This window comes from Aerococcus suis (assembly GCF_900176325.1).
In the GTDB taxonomy this organism is placed as follows: domain Bacteria; phylum Bacillota; class Bacilli; order Lactobacillales; family Aerococcaceae; genus Aerococcus; species Aerococcus suis.
Map to the genome: position 1 here is coordinate 256,057 of NZ_FWXK01000002.1, position 16,292 is coordinate 272,348.

Below are 16,292 nucleotides of genomic sequence, written 5' to 3' on the forward strand. Positions count from 1 at the left end.
TTTATTTAATATACGGTTTTATTATACCATGTTCATACGCATTTAATAACTCTTTTAAATCAGCAACCTGTTTTTCTAATTCTACACCAACATCTGTCTGTCTAACGGTCATACGCTCAAGCTCTTGATCAACAACACGTCTAGTAGATACAATATCAATTTCTTCAGATACTGCTTCATCAATGTTTGTAAATGGTTGGTGTGTCACTAGTTGCATACCAAATGAATTATATAATAATGTATATCCTGCTAATCCTGTCGTCGGTTGATAAGCTTTGCTGTACCCACCATCAATGACTAGCATTTTTCCATTAGCTTTAATTGGATTTTCGCCTTTACGTTCTTTCACTGGCGTATGTCCGTTGACAATATGCCCATGTTTTGGATCTACACCAAATTCCATTAAAATGCGTTCAACATATTTCTGTTCATTTCGATAGTCATAATAAATATTTTTATATTCTTCATGAGTGGCTTTATCAGCTACATAGTATCGTTCAAAAGTCGTCATTTTTTCTTTTCCAAATAGAGAAGACCCTTCTCCTTGCCACAAATACCAGACATAATCGAGATAGCGATTTTCTTCTAATCCTCGGTTTCGATACGCCATACAGACAATCTGTTCAAATTTATCGAATAAAGCACGCCCTGATAATACTTCTCCGTCAATGGCGACCTCCATAAAACTGCCATCAGAATTCATAGGCATACACCCATGATAAAGAAGGTTCTCATTATAGATTTTATATAAATTCCCCTTAGCAAATAAGAACGCAATATGTTTTTGTAAACGCTCTGAACCTAAAAAAGCCATTTGTAAACGATCGAGCACATATTCCTCTTCTTCGGTTAATTGATAAGGATTATCAGGATTAACTGTTGGGAATGAGGTGTTTTCTAAAGGATAATGTTTGCCATTAATTTCAACCGTTTTTTCTTTATAGTCAATATGGTCTAATAATAAGCGGTCTGACGTATTAAATTCTGGGTGACGATCAATAACTTGCTTTTCTAATTTGAATTGAATAATAGCTATTGCTTGATGCATTCTAGCAATTTGCTTGGTTTCCTCTGGTAAGTGGTCCGTCTCAGGTGAGAGTTTAGGCATAAAACCCGTTAAATCAGAAGAGGCATATGCTTTTTTCCGCAAATGTCATTAAAGGACGTAGTGAAATACCATAAGCGTCTTCAATGATTTCTAAATTATCATAGCGTGCACAAATTCTTAAAACGTTCGCCATTAATACCTTAGATCCACTCGCTGCTCCCATCCAAATAATATCGTGATTTCCCCATTGAATATCAAGCGATTTTTTTTGCATCAGTAAGTCAATAATTTTATCAGGAGCTGGACCACGATCATAAATATCTCCTAAAATATGGATATGATCGACAACTAATTCTTGAATTAATTCAGAAAAGGCACTAATTAATCGCTGTGAAGCATTTAATTGAATCACATTCTCAATAATATCACGATAATAATTTTCTTTATTCGTCAATATTGAATCTTTGAATAATAACTCTTCCATAATATAGGCCATATCTTGAGGCATTGCTTTACGAACTTTAGAGCGAGTATATTTAGAGACAACAAATTGTCCGAGTTCCACCAACTGAGCAATTGTTTGCCGTAAAAATTGTTTTTGCTGAATCGGATCGACCATTTCTCGAAGAATTAATTGCAGTTTTCTTTCTGGATAGTAAATAATCGTTGCTAAACGATTCATTTCCTCTTTAGTGAGTTGATTTTGAAAGACTTCCCGAATTTTTTCTTTAATATTTCCAGAGCCATTTCTTAAGACATGAGAAACGGCATCATACTCTCCATGTAAATCACTTAGAAAGTGTTCCGTTGCTTTCGGTAAAGCCATAATAGCTTCTAAATTAATTATTTCAGTAGTGACACTTGCGACATCAGGAAAATTTTGTGATAACAATTCTAAATATTTTAAATTATGATTCATTATTCTAATCCTTTCTCTGCCATAAGTCTCACTTATTATAAATGAAAACGGATTAATAAAAAAGATTAAACAATTATCTTTAAAAATAATACAAAAATGTTCTTTCATTAATAATTTATACAATGGTTATGTTATAATTATTTAAAGCTTAGCGATGGAGTGGTGAGTGATATGGATTCGTTAAATATTTCACGGAATGAAATTTTTCGTATGAATATTCATTTTGCAACGATTGAAATGTTCAAAAATTTTACTCAAAAACATCTAGCCGCCAATAAGTCGGAAAATAATTATCAAACCGTGTCTTTAATTTATATAACAGAAGGCTCAGTTTCTGTAAGCCAAAATGAGGCAAATACGAATTTAACAATCAACCATTTTGCTTTTATTAATCGAGAAAATACTGCTTATGTTTCAGCTAATGGTCAAAATACCGAAGCGACTGTTTTAACTTTTGATATTAATAAGCGTTATCTTAATTTTCAATTCAATCAAGATTTATCAACCACTTCCCCACTGTTAAAAAACTATTTAACGGAATTAGTTGAAGAAAATGATCGCAATGATGCGGCAGTTTGCCAAATTTTAACCGCTTTAATTATTGTGAAATATTTCAATCAATCCGATTCGATATCTCCTCAACAACTCAATCAATCATCAACTAGCCAACATAAAGTCGAACGCACCATTGATTATATTCACAGTCATTATGAACAAAATATGACACTAGATAAATTAGCTGAAGTGGCTAATATTAATAAATATTATCTCGTTCATATGTTTAAAAATCATACAGGAATGTCTCCAATTGAATATTTAATCGCTTTTAGGATAAAGCAAGCGAAGTATTTATTAAGTCATTCAGACATTACAGTAGCAGAAATCTCACTTTCAGTTGGTTTTTCTTCTCAATCTTATTTTTCTAAAATCTTTAAACGGCATACCGGCTTAACGCCACTTAAATATCGTCAAATGCATAACCATCATAAAGAATAAAATGAAAGACGTTACAGTTAAATTTGGTTAAACCATTTTAACTGTAACGTCTTTTTTAATAATGCATTGCTCGCTGTGCTTCACGTTTCATCGTTTTTTCTTTCAAGGCTTGTCGTTTATCATGTTGTTTTTTACCTTTAGCAATACCGATTAGAACTTTAGCGACTCCACGTTTGATATATACTTTCAGTGGAACTAAAGTCACACCATCTTGTGTCACTTGTTTGGTCAATTTATTTATTTCGCGTTGTTTCAATAACAATTTACGTTGACGAAGCGGGTCATGATTGAAAATATTTCCTTCTTTAAAAGGACTGATATGGACATTATAAAGCCATACTTCACCTTTTTCGATTCGAGCAAAACCATCTTTTAAGTTCATTCGTCCAGCTCTAATCGATTTAATTTCAGTTCCTTTTAATACTAATCCACATTCAATAGTATCTAAAATCGTATAATCATGATTTGCTTTTCGATTTCGCGCGAGGACATTTTGGTCTTTTTGTTTATGTTTGGCCATAATTATCCTTCTTTCTATTTTTTATGTTTTCTTTTACGATTCTTTTTACCATGCCCTTTTTGACGACGGTAATTAGATTGATATTTTCGTTGGCCTTTTTTATTTTTTCCACGTTTGCGTTGGTTATTCTTTTGCTGAGCTTTTCGCGGAGACTTTTTATGCCGTTTTTTAGTCTTTGTATCATCTTGAACTAATTCAAAATCAATTTCTCGAGTATCAACATCTGCTTTGACTAAGCGGACTTTTACCGAATCTCCAATATGGAAAGTATTTCCTGTTCGTTCACCAATCAAGACCAATTGACGTTCGACATAATTATAATAGTCATCTTTAATGGTTGAAATATGTACAAGACCTTCAACTGTATTATCTAATTCCACAAACATACCAAAACCTGTAATGGAGCTAACGTAACCATCAAATATCATGCCAATTTTATCTTGCATATATTCCGTTTTTTTCAGGCTATCTGTTTCACGTTCAGCATCGACACTGCGACGTTCCATCTCTGAAGAGTGGTCCGCAATTTCCGATAGTTTAGTTGTTTGTTTAGCTTCTTGTTTTTTACTTAATTGATGATTGCTATAATAATGAATTAAACGATGAACAATTAAGTCTGGGTAGCGACGAATAGGTGATGTAAAATGCGTATAATCCGTGGCTGCTAAACCATAGTGTCCAATAGGCGTCACATCATATTTAGCTTGTTGCATGCTACGTAATAACATCATTTTTACTACTGGTGCATAGGTTTCATCTTCGACTGTTTGAAGAATTTGTTGTAAATATTTCGGTTTCATTTCATCTTTAGTCCCTTTAGCAACAATTCCGAAAGTCGTAATAAACTCTAGAAACCGTTGTAACCGGTCAGTATCAGGATGCTCATGAACACGGTAAATAAAAGGAACGAGTTCTTCGGTATAATGACGCGCAACCGTTTCATTGGCTAATAGCATAAAAGATTCAATCATCCGCTCACCAACTCCACGTTCACGAACATGAATGGCTACCGGTTTTCCTTGTTCATCGACTTCAATTTCCGCTTCGTTCGTATCGAAATTAATTGCACCTCTCGCTTCTCTCAAATGATAAAGCGTATGATGTAATTTTTCCATTTTTTGAAGCATTGGATAAATATCTTGATATTTAGCAATCAATTGTTCGTCATTATTTTCTAGCATAGCATTCACATCATGATAGGTCATACGATAGTCCGAATTAATAACGGTTGGTTTGATTTGATGATTAATGACTTGGCCATCCCTAGTCACTTCCATCAAGCAGCTTAATGTTAATCGATCGACATTAGGATGTAGTGAACAAATTCCATTTGACAGTCTTTGAGGTAACATTGGAACTACCCGATCCGTTAAATAAACACTGGTTCCTCGTTCATAGGCTTCTTTATCTAAAGGTGACCCTTCCGTCACATAATGAGAAACATCGGCAATATGTACACCTAGTTCCATATTGCCTGAAGGAAGTTCTGTTAATGAAATGGCATCATCCAAATCCTTGGCGTCGTCACCATCAATGGTAATCGTTAATAGTTGACGTAAGTCTTCTCTAGATGACATATCATCATCAGAAATGGTTTCAGGTACTCGGTCTGCAGCCTCTTTGACTTCTTGAGGAAATTCATGAGGAATATCAAACATATTTAAAATAGCTAAAATATCGACACCAGGTTCATCCTTATGGCCAATTTGTTGGACGACATTAGCGATAACTTGTTGCGGTTTATCCTCTGTAGGATATTGACTAATTTCAGCCACAACAATTTCACCTGTTACTGGGTGTAAGCCATCTTCTGAAATAAAGCAAGTTAAATTATCAAATCCTTTATTTTGCGGTTTTAAGCCACCATAATAACCGGTTTCTTTTTTTAATTTATCATCAAAAGCAGTAAACTCACCCGTCAATCGTGTCACTTGGCGTTCAACAACATCAATAATGATACCTTCTGCAGACTTATCCGCCCATGGAACTTCAGGTTTAGTTATTTTTACCTTCACGACATCGCCATTTAACGCACTATTTGTTTTTCCTCGGGGAATAAAGATATCATGATTTTCGTTGTCGCGACGAACAAAACCAAACCCTTTATCATTTTGTGAAAAAGTGCCTTCGACTACTGTTTCTTCAATAGCGAGTTGAATAACCCCATTATCATTAATTTTAATTTGCTTATCTTGTTCTAAATGTGCAATCATTTTGACTAATTTAGCAAATTGTTTTCCTGAATGATAACCAAGGATTTGACTCAACTGTTGAGAGGTTTTTCCTTCAGGATATGATTCTAAAACAGATAGAATCTCTTCAGCAATTCTCGGTTGATTCATAATCTCACTTCCAATCTAATTGATCTAAAAATCGAATAATTGATGTTTCTAACTCATGATGTTGTTTATCGACTGTTACGACATGTCCACTTTTTTCAAATGAATTTAAATCTACAGGTGTTTCCGTTAAATAATCTCGTAAGTTTTTCCCTGCATTAGGACTAACCATTTGATCTAAACCAGCTTCAGCGATGTAATAAGGCTTTTGAAAATTTTTTAACTCTTTACGAATATCCACAGTTAGGTCATTCAGAGATGCCATTGTGGCTTGTACTTTCGGTTCAAGTTGATGTAGTAAGTCGTTCACATTATCTCTTTTCTGATAGGTTAAAACTTGCTTGGCAAATTGATAAAATTCATAAGGAACATTGGTTTTTTTCATATTTGATTCCATAATAGGAGAACATAGTGACCCCACACCAATCACTTCTCGTTCTAATGCCACTTTAGGAGCTATAATTCCGCCTAAAGATAACCCAATCGGGACAATCTGTTGATACCCTTTCTGTTTAAGAAAGTCGTAAGCGGCTAATCCATCTGAAACCCAATCTGTTGCTTCTGTTGGTGACACCAGATCAAAAACATTACCTGTGGCATGACCTGTAAATTGCGGACAATAGACAGTGTAGTTTGCACGTTGTAACGCACGTCCTAACATTCGCATATCATTTGAGCTGCCGGTATAAGCATGAAAAAGGATGACAGCACGGGGTCCTTCCTCAAAGAAAAATGGTTCTGGTAACTTCATTTTAACCTCCTGAATAATGTTAAAAAAGCGGTCCACTGGGTGAACACGCTTCTTTGCTTTATTAAGATGACAGTTTAGCTAACGCTAACGCTAAAACCATAAAAATAAAACCTAATATAATCGTCATTTTATTTAACACCGCTTCAAAACCACGAGCTTTTTTATTTTTACCAAATAATGTCTCAGCACCACCTGTTAAATTACTAGCCGCATTATTTTTTGAGGGTTGAACAACGACGATTAAAATCAAGAGAATAGCGACAATTATTATAGCTGTTAATAATGTATTATACACGTTGATTGCCTCCAAAATTAAATTCCACTTAATCATAACATACTCAATGCATAGTCACAATTTTTCCATCGTCTCTAAATAAAAAAATCCACTTTTATAGTGGACTTTTTTATATTTATTCTTTTTCAATTCCTTTGCTTGCGGCTTTTTTGTATTGGGCCACTTCATTTTCACTACAATATATGTAATGACCTGGTGCAATTTCATGCATAGTTTCATCACCTTTAAAAGGCGCATGATTATAAGCTATACGTTGACGTTTCCGCTCATACATCGGATCAGGTAATGGAATAGCAGATAATAGACTCTTCGTATAAGGGTGTTGTCCATTAAAATAAATCTCATCTGCATCGCCTAGCTCAACGATTTTTCCATGATACATAACGGCAATACGATCACTGATATATTTCACCATTGATAAGTCATGGGCAATGAAGAGATAGGTTAAATTAAATTCCTCTTGTAATTCTTCCAATAAATTCACGACTTGAGCTTGAATAGAGACGTCAAGTGCAGAAATTGGTTCGTCAGCTACAATCATCTTAGGATTAACTGCTAGCGCTCTAGCGATACCTATCCGTTGACGTTGCCCACCAGAGAATTCATGCGGATAGCGAGACGCATGATTAGGATTTAATCCTACTTTTTCAAGTAATTCTTTAACACGCGCTTCTTTCTCTTTTTCATTATTTACTAGCTTATGAATAGTCAAACCTTCTGCAATAATATCACGAACTTTCATTCGTGGGTTAAGAGAGGCATATGGATCTTGGAAAATCATTTGAATATCTTTTCGGAAATCAAGCATTTCATGACGACTTTTTAATGCAGCAATATCTTTGTCTTCAAAAATAATTTCACCATCTGTTGGATCATATAGACGAATGATTGCCCGACCTGTCGTTGTTTTACCAGAACCTGATTCACCAACTAAACCAAATGTTTCACCAGGATAGATGTCAAATGACACATCATCAATTGCTCGAACCTCTTGTTTGCTACCTTCATTAAAGTATTGTTTTAAATGATGCACTTGCAACAAAGGATGTCTTACTTCTTTAGTCATTGAAATCCTCCTCTTCTAATGATTGATGAACAGCGGGATCCATATCCGTTGCTGCAACTTGTTTTTCATAGCTATCATTTGTAACAGCTTTTTCTTCGCTTACTAGATTCTCTTGATCATTTCCCGTCATCACCGGATTTTGTTTTGAATCTGCCTCAGATACTTCACGGTTCGCATGTACGTTAGCACCTTGTTGAATTTGTTCGTAAATACCATAACGGCGTTTGATTTCTTCAGGCGGATTAACAGCTGGGGCATCAGGATGAAGTAACCATGTTTTGGCATGATGAGTTGGTGTTACTTCAAACATTGGTGGATTCTCTTCGAAATCAATAGCCATTGCATAGTCAGAACGAATAGCAAAAGCATCTCCTTTTGGTGGATCTAGTAAATCCGGAGGTGTTCCTGGAATTGAAATCAATTCTCCTTCTGTATCCAATGTAGGCATTGACCCAATTAATCCCCAAGTATATGGATGTTGAGGGTGATAGAAAATTTCATCGACATCCCCTTCTTCAACAATTTCACCAGCATACATTACGGCAACACGATCAGCAACATTCGCTACAACACCTAAATCATGAGTAATGAAAATAATAGATGTTTCAATCTTTTCTTGCAGCTCTTTCATTAACTCTAAAATTTGAGCTTGAATCGTAACGTCAAGTGCCGTTGTAGGTTCATCAGCAATCAAAATTTTAGGGTTGCAAGCTAGTGCAATCGCAATTACAATCCGTTGACGTTGCCCACCAGAAAATTGGTGAGGATAATCATTCATTCGTTTTTCAGCATTTGGAATACCAACTAAATCAAGTATTTCCGCAGCCCGTTGATAGGCTTCAGATTTCGTTTTATCTTGGTGCAATATAATCGGCTCAGCAATTTGTTTTCCAATTTTGATAACTGGATTCAATGATGTCATTGGATCTTGGAAAATCATTGCGATATCTTTACCACGAATTTTTTGTATTTGCTTATCAGATTGTTCGAGAATATTTTTTCCGTCGAAATTGATTTCGCCACCTTTGATTAAGGCATTGTTCGCTAACAATTTCATTAAAGAACGAACGGTAACTGATTTTCCAGAACCAGATTCCCCTACAATTGCTAAAGTTTCTCCTTTACGTAAGTCAAAGTTAACGCCACGAATAGCTTGAACTTCACCTGAGTAGGTTTGGAAGCTTACACGTAGGTCTTTCACTTCTAAAATTTTATCACGCATATTAAAGCTCCCTTCTAATCGTTAGTTTTTGGATCAAGTGCATCCCGTAATCCATTAGCTAACATGTTAAATGCCACCATAACGACACAAATAACGCCAGCTGGATACCACATTAGGTGTGGTAAGAAACGGAATGTTTTGTAACCATCATTAATTAAAGTACCAAGTGAAGCTGACGGTGCTGGAATACCTAAACCGATGAAGCTTAAGAACGCTTCGAAGAAGATAGCAGACGGAATTGAGAATACCGTTTGAATAATAATCATTCCTGATAGGTTAGGTAAAATATGTTTAAATGCTATTTTTAAAGGTGATTCCCCTAAGCTTCGTGCGGCTAAAATATATTCTTGGTTTTTCAATTTTAAGGTTTGCGCCCGAATAATCCGCGCCATAGAAATCCATTCAGTTAATGCAAGCGCAATGATGATTGATCCAATACCAGGTTTTAAGATTAATAGCATTAAAATAACAACTACTAAGTTTGGAACTCCTGATAACACTTCAAGAATACGCATCATCACATTATCAATACGACCGCCACACCAGCCTGAGATAATACCATAAGGAACCCCAATCACTAGATTAAATAACGCAGCGATAAAACCAATAAATAGCGAAACTCGTGTCCCATATAAAATTCGAGATAATAAGTCACGTCCTAAAGCATCAGTACCTAAATAGAAGTATTGCCCTTCAGGGACACCTGCTTGAGCATATTTATCAATAGCTGTTGTACCGCCAGCCGTTGTTTCCATACCGTCAAACCAAGATAGATTTTCTAGTCCTGGAATTTTAGGTGGTAGATTAGCGAATTGCGTATTTTGAGCAGCGTAATCGTGTGGTGCTAATACTGGTGCTAATAAAGCAATAATAGCCACAATAATTAAAATGGCTAGTGAGACAATAGCCACTTTATTTTTTTTCAATCGACGCCACGCATCTTGCATAAAGGTTAGAGATTCACCAGAAATCTGTTCCCGTTCTTTAGTATCTTTTACGGTAACTGGTTGAAATTTATCAGCAGCAATGGCTGGATAGTTTTGATTCATTTCTGCCATCTTAATTTCCCCCTTCTGAGTTCACACGGATACGTGGGTCAACAATTCCGTATAAAATATCAACCACTAATAACATTGCGCAAAGTAAGAATGAATACATAATCGTAATTCCCATGATGGTTGGATAATCATTCGTTTGAATTGATTTAACAAACTGTTCACCAATTCCAGGAATCGCAAAGATATTTTCGACAACCATTGATCCAGTCATTAACCCAACTAACAATGGACCTAAAATCGTTAATAACGGAATCAAGGCATTACGTACTCCGTGTTTAAAAGCAACCGCTGTCTTACTTAATCCTTTAGCACGAGCGAGTTCAATATAGTCAGCGTTTAGTACATCCACCATCTCTGTCCGTACAAATCGACTCGCATCTGATATTGGTGAAATCATTAACGCCACAGTAGGTAAAACTGTTGCCATAATGGTTCCATCCCATAAAGCAATTGGGAACCAATTTAATTGCACCGCAAATACTAATTGTAATAAAACAGCAAATACGAAAGAAGGAATTGACCGACCAATAATGGCGACGAAAGTAGCTGTTGAGTCGACCCAAGTATTTTTAAACATCGCAGCAACAACACCTAAGATAATCCCTAAAATCGTTCCGAAGAACATCGCTTGGAAACCTAATTGGAAAGATGGACCAATTCGATTACCTAACAGTTGACTAACAGGTGTATTATTGAATTGGAAGGATACACCGAAGTCTCCTGTTAACAATCCTAGAATATAACGCCCGAATTGAACGATGACAGGATCGTTTAATCCATATTTTTCATTCATAATATAAATTTGATCTGGAGACAATTTGTCTTCATTAGTAAATGGCGTACCTGGTAATAATTTCATTAGAAAGAATGTTATTGTCGCAATTAAGAATAGTGTAATGGCCATATACAGAACACGTTTTGCTAAATATTTGCCATATGATTTCATAAATTGCTTCACCTCCATAAGTATGATAATTTATTAAAGACTAAGTATAAGGACTGATTTTATGACAAAACCTTTTTATAAAATTCTTTTAGCTATTGGTATTTTAATTCCAATCATCTGGGCGTTTATTCAAGATAATTTAGCGATAACCCATGCGTTAAGTAATGCCTACTTTTATTTATGCGTGCCACTACTTATCATTGGTTTATTCACTGCGGTTTTAAAAGCGGGAACATTCGATTTATTTGCATCAAGCTTTAAAAAGTATGGTCCGTTCAAAAAAAATGACTATACCATCGATAAATCAGCAACACCGAATGAATTATCACGAAAGGTGACTTGGAGCCCTCGACCATTTCTTATGATTGGTAGCTTATTCCTCCTTTTGTCTCTAATATTTCTCTTATTTTACTATATTTAGGTTATTAATTATTGTAAATTGCTTATAAAAAATGGCATTTTTCTTAACCAAGTATGTAATAAGAGCGTTATCAATTTTTATAATAGATAAAAGGGCTGGACTGTTTGGTCCGCCCTTTTATTCGGGTGTTTACTATTCTTTTGTTACCCATTTGAAACCTTCATTAGCTCCAACTTGGTTACGAGCAACATCTTTAACGCTTGGGTTTTGTAAGTATGCTTGAGACCGTTGATATAACGGAGCAATTGCTGCATCATCAAGCAACATTTTTTCTGCTTCTTTTAAGTTGTCCCAACGTTCATCTAGTTTTTCCGTTTCATTCAATGATGCTTTAATTAATTCATCATATTGTGGGTTAGAATAACCAGACTTATTGTTTGGTCCATCTGTTTGGAATAATTCTAGATAGTTAATTGGGTCTGCATAGTCAGCGCTCCAAAGAGCAATTTGTAAATCATAATCTTGTTTATCATCAGCAGCAATACGTGATTTAAATGGTACAGCTTTAATTTCAACATTTAAGCCATCAAGATTTTCTTGTAACTGACCTTGTAAGTATTCAGCACTACGTTTTGCGCCTTCAGTATCGTCTGTTAATAATTCTAGAGAAATGTTGTCTTCCCCAATTTCTTCTAAACCTTGTTTAAAGGCTTCTTGAGCGGCTTCTAAATCATAAGGTAATAAATCACTACCATTTTCTTTACGGAAGTCTTCACCACCATTAGGATCACTTGCTAAATCTTTTGGAACAAAGTAGTCAGCTTTTACTGATCCATTTTGAAGAACATCATCTACATAAGAATCTTTGTCAATAGCTTGAGCGATACCGTGGCGAATATTTTTATTTGCTAATGGTGTTTCTTTACCATCACGTTCTTGATTCATTTTAATGTAAGCAATTGTTGATTCAGGAGAACTTGCTAAGTTTGGATCGTCTTGACGTGTTTGTGCGTATTCACCACCAACTGTTGTATAATCAATTTCTCCAGAGTCAAATAAGTTTAGAGCTGTTGAGTTCTCTTTAATAACTTGCCAATTGATCACATCTGTTTTAACAGCATCTTTATCCCAATATTGATCATTTTTCTTCATTGTCCAGTTAAGATTTGTGCCATCCCAACCTTCTAATACATATGGGCCATTGTATAAAACATTTTCAGCAGTTGTTCCGTAAGCATCGCCCTTTTCGTTAACGTATTTTTCATTTAACGGATATAACGGAGCCATTGCTAACAATCCTTCAATATAAGGAACTGGCTTAGCATATTTAACTTCTAATGTGTGATCATCAATGGCTTTAACACCTAATTCACTAGGATCTTTATCTCCGGCAATAATTTCGCTCGCATTTTCAACAATTCCATCTAATAAATAAGAATATGTTGCCCCTTGGTCAGGGTTAACTAACCGTTGCCATGCAAAAACAAAATCGTTAGCAGTGATAGGATCTCCATTGGACCATACCGCATTATCTTTCAGTTTATAAGTATATGTATTCCCATCTTCGGAGATTTCAGGTTCTTCAGCAAGAAGTGCTAATTCGTATTCTCCTTCTTGGGTTTGACGATATAATCCTTCATTTACGGCTTCCATTGCTGTGAAGCTGATATTATCAGTTGCCATTGTTGTATCCATTGTTGGTAATTCACCTGATGTTGTCCAATTTAATGTTGTTCCTTCATTACTTCCACCTTCACCATTACCTGAGTTTCCACAAGCAGCTAATAGAAATGCTGAAAGTCCAACCACAGCAGTCGTTTTTAATAAGTAACCTTTCTTCATGAGAATCCCTCCTGCTTTTTTAATAATTTCTAGCTTATTAAGATTCTATAAGAATAAATATCAGGTGTCAATATAATTATGGGAAAATTCTCATTTTTATCATTTTAATTTAAATATAGTAGCTATAGGGATACATGCGTATTCATCTAATGATAACTTTTTATTACCAGTTGATAAAATTAGTAAATGATGATAATTAATATTCTCTATATGATAATTAATTATCAAAAAAGACTAGGTCTTAAATCTAGTCTCATTTAGTTTATTCAATTTAAAGCAGTTATTCTTTTTAATGGCTGTAATTCAACTGCTAAAATTCCTAAGAAGATTAATATTCCACCAATTACCATCGTTGGTAAAACAGGTTCATTTAATAGGAGAATAGCTGCAATCATACCAAAGAACGCTTCAGTAGATAAAATAACCGCTGATTGACCACTCGTTGTATGTTTTTGAGAAGCTGTTTGAATACCATATCCGACTAAAGTCGCGATAATACCGATATATAAAATTGGTAACAATGCTTCAAAACTAAAGTCAAATTGTGTTTCCCCGGTAAATAGAACGGCAATCCAACTTAATAAGGCTGCTACCCCCATTTGAATAACCATGACCATGCAGTTTTCCATTTTACCTCCATAATGGTCTGTGTAGAAAATGTGTGCCCCAAAGAAGATGGCACCAACTAAAGAAATCTCATCACCAATGTTAAATGCTAACTGTCCACTAGCATCTGACCCAGCAAACGACGTAAAGGCAATCCCTAATAACGAAATAAATGCTCCTAATAAAGTATTTTTAGATAATGGCTTTTTGATAATGATCCATGAGATAAATGGAACCAACACCACATTTACAGCTGTTAAGAAAGAGTTTTTCGAAGTCGTCGTAAACTCTAAACCAGTTGTTTGCAAGAAGTACGCCAGGAATAAAATTGCTCCAATAACGCTCCCTTTAAACAAATGTGTTGGCTTAATTTCTTTCAATCGTTTGGCATTCAAAGCCATCAAAATAATAAAGGCAATTGAATAACAAAACCTTTCATATAAACCGTTTACTTAAAAAATTATTAGATAATCTAAAAAGGCTATCTAATAAGTTGGAAGACATCAGATGTGTATTCGTTTACTATTAAGTCAACCATTTTAACACATGAATTGAATCTCTCGTTCATTGTATCCTAATTCAGTCATTCATCTGTATGTTCACCTATATAAGGAGTGAGCTTCCAGTCCGGCAATTCATCATGAAATTGCACAGATGTAGTCACAACTTTAACCTCTCGTCCTGTAGGGTAACGGATTACTCTTAAAATTCGCTATCAAACGCTTAAAACAAGTTGACAGGTACATATATCCTTTTATATGGGTTTACGAGCTCATAAAGCCTTCACAGGACTAATATGGTGTTATATCATACTCAGGTCACCAATTTTCAGATCTTGTTCCCATGTGACATCACAATCGGAAATGGTAACCATTAGAAACTTTAAAAAAATAGCTATTGCTTCGAAAAATATAGAAATAAAAAAGCGGTCCGTTTTAAACGGACCGCCTGAGCGATTAAACCTAGAATTCTTCTAGTTTTTTATATTCTTATTTTCCAGGATTTTCAAGGTTATAGAAAGCTTTTAATCCTTGGTATTCAGCTAATTCGCCTAATTCATCTTCAATACGTAATAATTGGTTGTATTTAGCAATACGGTCTGTACGGCTTAATGAACCTGTTTTAATTTGACCAGCGTTTGTAGCTACAGCAATGTCAGAAATTGTTGCATCTTCAGTTTCACCAGAACGGTGTGAAACAACTGCAGTATATCCAGCACGTTTAGCCATTTCAATAGCGTTGAATGTTTCAGTTAATGAACCGATTTGGTTAACTTTGATTAAGATTGAGTTACCAACATGTTTTTCAATACCACGTTCTAAGATTTCAGTATTTGTTACGAATAAGTCGTCACCTACTAATTGAACTTTATCACCTAAACGTTCAGTAAGTAATTGCCATCCATCCCAGTCGTTTTCATCCATACCATCTTCGATAGTGATAATTGGATATTTGTCAACTAATCCTTCAAGATATTGAACTTGTTCTTCAGCGTTACGTTTAGCACCGTTTTCGCCTTCGAATTTAGTGTAGTCGTATACACCATCTTCATAGAATTCTGAAGAAGCAACGTCGAATCCTAAGAAAATGTCTTCGCCTGGTTTATAACCAGCTTTTTCGATAGCTTTGATGATTGTTTCAACACCATCTTCAGTACCTTCAAAGCGAGGAGCAAATCCACCTTCGTCACCAACTGAAGTTTCTAAACCACGTTCAGAAAGTAAACCTTTTAATGCGTGGAATACTTCTGCACCCCAACGTAAAGCTTCTTTAAATGAAGGAGCTCCAGCTGGAACAATCATAAATTCTTGGAAGGCAATTGGTGCGTCAGAGTGTGAACCACCGTTTACAATGTTCATCATTGGAGTTGGTAATACTTTAGCGTTGAATCCGCCTAAGTAGTTGTATAACGGAATATCTAATTCATCAGCAGCAGCACGAGCAACAGCAATAGAAATTGCTAAAATTGCGTTGGCACCTAATTTACCTTTGTTAGCTGTTCCATCTAATTCAATCATTGCTTTATCGACACCAATTTGGTCACGAACATCGAAGCCAATTAATGCTTCAGCAATGACATCGTTAACGTTATCTACAGCTTTTTGAACACCTTTACCAGAGTAACGTTCTTTATCGCCATCACGTAATTCAACAGCTTCGTGTTCACCAGTAGAAGCACCTGAAGGAACCATACCGCGGCCGAAACCACCTAATTCAGTATAAACTTCAGCTTCAATTGTAGGGTTACCGCGAGAATCTAATACCTCACGTGCATAAATATCGATAATTGCAGACATAATCTCTCTCCTTTTAGGTTTTAATT

14 protein-coding genes and 1 pseudogene are annotated in these 16,292 nt (G+C 35.4%); 2 read left to right on the plus strand and 13 right to left on the minus strand.

Annotation, left to right across the window (positions count from 1 at the left end; all coding sequences use genetic code 11):
• Nucleotide 1: 1 nt before the first annotated feature.
• Both B8955_RS07065 and B8955_RS07070 read right to left on the minus strand, forming a co-directional pair.
• Nucleotides 2-1,150: a fructose-bisphosphatase class III gene (locus B8955_RS07065; RefSeq protein ID WP_327078272.1), complete on the minus strand. Its 1,149-nt coding sequence runs from the start codon at nucleotides 1,148-1,150 to the stop codon at nucleotides 2-4.
• A complete protein-coding gene (locus tag B8955_RS07070) occupies nucleotides 1,122-1,967 on the minus strand; it encodes a fructose-bisphosphatase class III (RefSeq protein ID WP_327078273.1) in 846 nt (281 codons plus the stop codon). The genes B8955_RS07065 and B8955_RS07070 overlap by 29 nt, the downstream gene beginning before the upstream one ends.
• A gap of 171 nt (nucleotides 1,968-2,138) precedes the next feature.
• Between B8955_RS07070 and B8955_RS02900 the strand changes: the two genes are divergently transcribed.
• Nucleotides 2,139-2,963 (plus strand): helix-turn-helix domain-containing protein, encoded by an 825-nt coding sequence (locus B8955_RS02900; protein ID WP_084098350.1) that lies wholly within the window; start codon nucleotides 2,139-2,141, stop codon nucleotides 2,961-2,963.
• 55 nt (nucleotides 2,964-3,018) lie between these two features.
• On the opposite strand, the gene smpB is transcribed toward B8955_RS02900, so the two are convergent.
• The 8 genes and pseudogenes from smpB to opp3b form a co-directional block, all read right to left on the minus strand.
• A complete protein-coding gene (gene smpB / locus B8955_RS02905) occupies nucleotides 3,019-3,486 on the minus strand; it encodes an SsrA-binding protein SmpB (RefSeq protein WP_273310850.1) in 468 nt (155 codons plus the stop codon).
• Nucleotides 3,487-3,497: 11 nt separating this feature from the next.
• Nucleotides 3,498-5,825, minus strand: a complete 2,328-nt coding sequence (gene rnr, locus B8955_RS02910) for a ribonuclease R (RefSeq protein ID WP_234983508.1) — start codon at nucleotides 5,823-5,825, stop codon at nucleotides 3,498-3,500.
• Between the two features lie 4 nt (nucleotides 5,826-5,829).
• Nucleotides 5,830-6,573 carry an alpha/beta hydrolase gene (locus B8955_RS02915; protein WP_084098353.1) on the minus strand — a complete coding sequence of 248 codons (744 nt, stop codon included), beginning with the start codon at nucleotides 6,571-6,573 and terminating at the stop codon, nucleotides 5,830-5,832.
• Nucleotides 6,574-6,634: 61 nt separating this feature from the next.
• On the minus strand, nucleotides 6,635-6,868 hold the full coding sequence (gene secG / locus B8955_RS02920) for a preprotein translocase subunit SecG (protein WP_084098355.1): 234 nt from the start codon (nucleotides 6,866-6,868) through the stop codon (nucleotides 6,635-6,637).
• 115 nt (nucleotides 6,869-6,983) lie between these two features.
• A complete protein-coding gene (locus B8955_RS02925) occupies nucleotides 6,984-7,934 on the minus strand; it encodes an ABC transporter ATP-binding protein (protein WP_084098356.1) in 951 nt (316 codons plus the stop codon).
• 190 nt (nucleotides 7,935-8,124) lie between these two features.
• A pseudogene (locus tag B8955_RS02930) lies at nucleotides 8,125-9,156 on the minus strand (ABC transporter ATP-binding protein); the annotation flags it as partial.
• A gap of 14 nt (nucleotides 9,157-9,170) precedes the next feature.
• Nucleotides 9,171-10,214 (minus strand): oligopeptide ABC transporter permease, encoded by a 1,044-nt coding sequence (opp3C, locus tag B8955_RS02935; protein WP_084098360.1) that lies wholly within the window; start codon nucleotides 10,212-10,214, stop codon nucleotides 9,171-9,173.
• A gap of 1 nt (nucleotide 10,215) precedes the next feature.
• Nucleotides 10,216-11,160, minus strand: a complete 945-nt coding sequence (gene opp3b / locus B8955_RS02940; protein ID WP_084098362.1) for an oligopeptide ABC transporter permease — start codon at nucleotides 11,158-11,160, stop codon at nucleotides 10,216-10,218.
• Nucleotides 11,161-11,221: 61 nt separating this feature from the next.
• On the opposite strand from opp3b, the gene B8955_RS02945 reads away from it, so the two are divergent.
• On the plus strand, nucleotides 11,222-11,581 hold the full coding sequence (locus tag B8955_RS02945; RefSeq protein ID WP_084098364.1) for a DUF3899 domain-containing protein: 360 nt from the start codon (nucleotides 11,222-11,224) through the stop codon (nucleotides 11,579-11,581).
• 132 nt (nucleotides 11,582-11,713) lie between these two features.
• On the opposite strand, the gene B8955_RS02950 is transcribed toward B8955_RS02945, so the two are convergent.
• From B8955_RS02950 to eno, 3 genes are all read right to left on the minus strand, one after another.
• A complete protein-coding gene (locus B8955_RS02950) occupies nucleotides 11,714-13,363 on the minus strand; it encodes a peptide ABC transporter substrate-binding protein (protein WP_084098366.1) in 1,650 nt (549 codons plus the stop codon).
• 266 nt (nucleotides 13,364-13,629) lie between these two features.
• Nucleotides 13,630-14,388, minus strand: coding sequence for a DMT family transporter (locus B8955_RS02955; protein ID WP_327078275.1), 759 nt, complete (start codon nucleotides 14,386-14,388; stop codon nucleotides 13,630-13,632).
• Between the two features lie 570 nt (nucleotides 14,389-14,958).
• A complete protein-coding gene (eno, locus tag B8955_RS02960; RefSeq protein WP_084098370.1) occupies nucleotides 14,959-16,266 on the minus strand; it encodes a phosphopyruvate hydratase in 1,308 nt (435 codons plus the stop codon).
• Between the last annotated feature and the right edge of the window lie 26 nt (nucleotides 16,267-16,292).